The sequence below is a fragment of the Acidibrevibacterium sp. genome, from assembly GCF_049965395.1.
Lineage (GTDB): Bacteria > Pseudomonadota > Alphaproteobacteria > Acetobacterales > Acetobacteraceae > Acidibrevibacterium > Acidibrevibacterium fodinaquatile.
In genome coordinates, this window is sequence record NZ_JBMFWJ010000016.1 from 57,261 (window position 1) to 60,867 (window position 3,607).

3 protein-coding genes and 1 pseudogene are annotated in these 3,607 nt (G+C 65.9%); all 4 read right to left on the minus strand.

All coding sequences use genetic code 11. The annotated features are described in order from the left end of the window. Positions 1-504, minus strand: a pseudogene (locus ACP5M5_RS07130) (tetratricopeptide repeat protein); the annotation flags it as partial. 310 nt (positions 505-814) lie between these two features. Further along, positions 815-1,291: a peptidoglycan-associated lipoprotein Pal gene (pal, locus tag ACP5M5_RS07135; RefSeq protein ID WP_131430673.1), complete on the minus strand. Its 477-nt coding sequence runs from the start codon at positions 1,289-1,291 to the stop codon at positions 815-817. Between the two features lie 181 nt (positions 1,292-1,472). Further along, positions 1,473-2,879 (minus strand): Tol-Pal system beta propeller repeat protein TolB, encoded by a 1,407-nt coding sequence (tolB, locus tag ACP5M5_RS07140; protein ID WP_427936432.1) that lies wholly within the window; start codon positions 2,877-2,879, stop codon positions 1,473-1,475. A 35-nt stretch (positions 2,880-2,914) separates the two neighbouring features. Beyond that, positions 2,915-3,607 (minus strand): hypothetical protein (locus ACP5M5_RS07145; RefSeq protein WP_427936433.1); only part of this gene is annotated, 693 nt, incomplete at its 5' end.

Consider the following 3,607-nt stretch of genomic DNA (forward strand, 5'->3'; position numbering starts at 1 on the left):
CGGCGTCGCGGGCGGCACCGGCAAGGTGCCGAGCGGCGCCGGGGGCGGGCTCGTGCTCGGCGGAATTTTATCGTCCGTTGCCTCGTCGCGCGCCGCGGGGGCCGTGGCGGCGGGATGCTTGCCGCCCTCGATCGTGTCGACGCGGAAGCCGAGATCATCGATCTTCTTGTTGAGATCGGCGTTCTGCCGCGCCATCTGGTTGTTCAGCTCATCGACCTGGCCGCGCAATTGCCGCATCTGGTCCTCAAGCAGACTGACGCGATCGAGGAGCTGGGTCAGGATATCGCTGCTGGCGGCAGAGGCGGCGGGGGCTGAGTGTTTCGCGCTGCCGAGCGCGGAACCGCCGGTGCCGCCGGATTTCTGCAGCGCCTCGAGATCATGGCGCAGCGCAAGAATCTCGTTTTGCAATTGGATGGCCTCACGGCTCTCCATTTGGGCGTGGGCGGCGGCCGGCGCGAAAGCGAGCCCGACCGCGAAGGCGCCGCGCAGCCAATGCCTCGTCATGCCGACTACCCCCGTTGCTTGCAGGAAGGGTCCGGGATTTAAAATAAACCGGCCATCAAATCAAACCATCTCGCGAAAGACCGGCTCAAAACAAAGCCGGCGGACCCTAGGCCGCCGGCTTTTTCTGGCATGGCTTCCGACCACGTCGGCAAAACCCTGCCACCACCCGGATCTTCGGGGCGTGATGGGCTTTTCACCCCCACGCCGGCATCGTCATCCGACCGAAATCATCGTCGACCGGATGACGTTCCAGGCCCCCGAGAAACGCTCATCTCCGGTGTTACCACCGCATGAGCAACGCGCGGTAAAATCAGCGAACCGAGGTGATGGCGTTACGGTTCTGCGCCCAAGCCTGCTCGTTATCCCCCATCGCGGTCGGGCGATCTTTGCCGTAGCTGATGGTGGTGATGCGCGAGGCGGCGATCCCCTGGGCAACTAAGAAGTCACGCGCGGCGTTGGCGCGGCGCTGGCCGAGGGCGAGGTTATATTCCTCGGTACCGCGATCATCACAATTGCCAGCGATCTGCACCTGCACTTGCGGGTATTTCTTCAGCCACTCGGCCTGGCGGGTAAGGGTCGCCTTCGCCTCGTCGCTCAGGTTGGACTTGTCAAAGGCGTAAAACACGCGGTCACCGACATTCTGGACGAGATCCTGCTCGCTGCCGGGCACCGGGCCGGACGGCGCCGTCGCGCCAGCGCCGGTGGACGCCGTGGTCGGGGTGGGAGTCTGGTTACAAGCCGCCAGCAGCGCAACGGCGGCAAAGGCGCCAAGAATTTTGATATTCATTGTCTTCTGTCCCTGGGTCTGGGTGCCTAGCGATTACCTATGTGCCTCGCGGCGCAACGATTATGTCCCCAGGGTCGAAACCAACCCCGGCGAACACACTCATGCCGCATACTCCACCGTTTCGATCGCGGTCAAGCGATCTTCCCGTTATAGCTACGAAATTCATGCCTGTGTTGCAAAATCAGGCGCCGAGCGGCGACCAGGCGGGGTCGGTGGCGTCGGTCGGGGTGGTCGCGACGCGCTCGTTAAACCCGGTGATATCGACGCTGACGAGGCGCGCCGAATAGCCATTGCCGCGCGAATCGCGCGCCGGGGTCTCGCGCCAGAACATGATCACTCGCCCATTGGGGCAGAAAGTCGGCCCCTCGACGGCGAAGCCTTGCGAGAGAATCCGCTCACCGCTGCCATCGGGATGCATGACACCGATGCTCCAGCTATCGCCGCCGAGCCGCGTGTAGGCGATGAGGTCGCCACGCGGCGACCAAACCGGGGTTGCGTAGCGGCCCGCCCCGAAGCTGATGCGCCGGACATTGGAGCCGTCGGCGTTCATCATGTAGAGCTGCTGGTCACCGCCGCGATCGGAATTGAACACGATTTGGCTGCCGTCCGGGCTGTAGCAGGGGCTGGTATCGATCGCGCCGGAATTGGTGAGCTGTGTCTCGCGCCCGCCATCGAGATCGACGACATAGATATTCGAGCCGCTTCCCCGCGTTTCCGAAAGAATGACCTTGCTGCCGTCGGGGCTGAAGCGTGGCGCGAAGGTCATCCCACGCCATTCGCCGAGCATGCGCTGACGGCCCGAGCCGAGATCGAAGATATAGACCCGCGGGCGGTTATTGGCATAACTCATGAAAGCGATCTCGTCGCGCGTCGGATGAAAGCGCGGCGTCAAGACGAGCCAGGAGCCATCGGAAAGAAACCGGTTATTGGCGCCGTCCTGGTCCATGATGGCGAGGCGCTTGATGCGCCGATTGCGCGGCCCGGTGCCGGAGATATAGATCACCCGGCTGTCGAAATAGCCTTTTTCGCCGAGCAGGCGGGAATAGATCACATCGGCGATGATATGGCTGATCCGCCGCCAATTGGCCTCGCCGGTGGTATAGGCGGTGCCTTGGATCTGCTGCTCGGGCAAGACGTCCCAGAGCCGGAATTCGACGCGAACCTGGCTGCCGCTCGATTGCACCCGCCCGGTGACCAGCGCCTGCGCCCCGATCGCCTTCCAGTCGTTCCATTTCGGCACGTCGCCCATATTGGCGGCGGCCTGGATGAACGACGCCGGATCGAGCGGCTTGAAGAGACCGCAATTGGCGAGGTCGGCGGTCACCACCGCCGCCATGTCACGGCCGAGATTGGGGTTGGCACTGGTCCCGCCGGAAAAGCTCGGAATGGCGATCGGGATGGGCGCGGCGCGGGCACGGTTGACGTCGATCACCGCGCTCGGTGCCCCAGGCTTGCCGGCCGGCGCCGGCGCGGCTGGCGGCTGCTGGGCTGCGGCGGGAAGCGCCCAGGCGCTCGCCGCCGCGGCGCCAATCAAGCCGCGCCGGCCGAGCGCGGGCGGGGGAAGAAAGTCGCTGCCGATGAGGTTCATGGATCTGGCTCCTCGCTCAGGATGTCGAGCGGATATCAGGGACTAAAGCGGAAATCGAGGGTCCGCGACTGGCCGACCATGTCTTTGGGCAGCGGCAGGTTGGCGCAATGCGGATCGAGAACGGCGCGAATCGCGCGTTCGGCGAAGGCGCGGAACTCCGGGTCGCTCATGCGGCCGACATCGCTGCCGGCGACGCGGGCAACGCGGGCGGTGCCATTGGTGTCGGTGACGACCTGCAGATGCACTTGCAACTGGCTGGCATCCTTGGCACCGGGGTCATAGGTCCAGCATTCGCGCACGTGATCACCGATCGAGGCACGCTGATCGGCGGTCAAGGCGCTGGTATCCGTCCCCTCGCGCGCGCCGCCACCCTTCGGGGCGCCGCCAGCCTGCGGGTTGGCGCGTGCCTTCGGCGGTGTCGTCTGCTTCTGCAAGGCCCGCAGCTTCTCGAGCGTCGCCTCCAAGGCGTCGCTTTCGGGGGCGACGTTCTTGGTCGGGTTGGGTTGGCTGGTCGCACTTTGCGGCGGCGGCGCCGGCAAGGGCGGCACCGGCAGCGGCGGTTGCACCCTCGCCGCTTGCGGTTGTGGCGGCGCCGGCATCGGGGGGGCCGGCGGCGGTTTCGCGGTTTCGGGCAAAGCTTCCGGCGAAATCTGCGGCGGCGGCAGCGGCGGACTCGGCGGCGCCGGCGCGGTCGCCGCCGGAGAGGGCGGTGGCGGCGGGGGCGGGGG

Excerpts from the sequence above, each read along its gene's own strand:
- pal (WP_131430673.1), bottom strand. The coding sequence starts at position 1,291 with ATGAATATCAAAATTCTTGGCGCCTTTGCCGCCGTTGCGCTGCTGGCG.
- tolB (WP_427936432.1), bottom strand. The coding sequence starts at position 2,879 with ATGAACCTCATCGGCAGCGACTTTCTTCCCCCGCCCGCGCTCGGCCGG.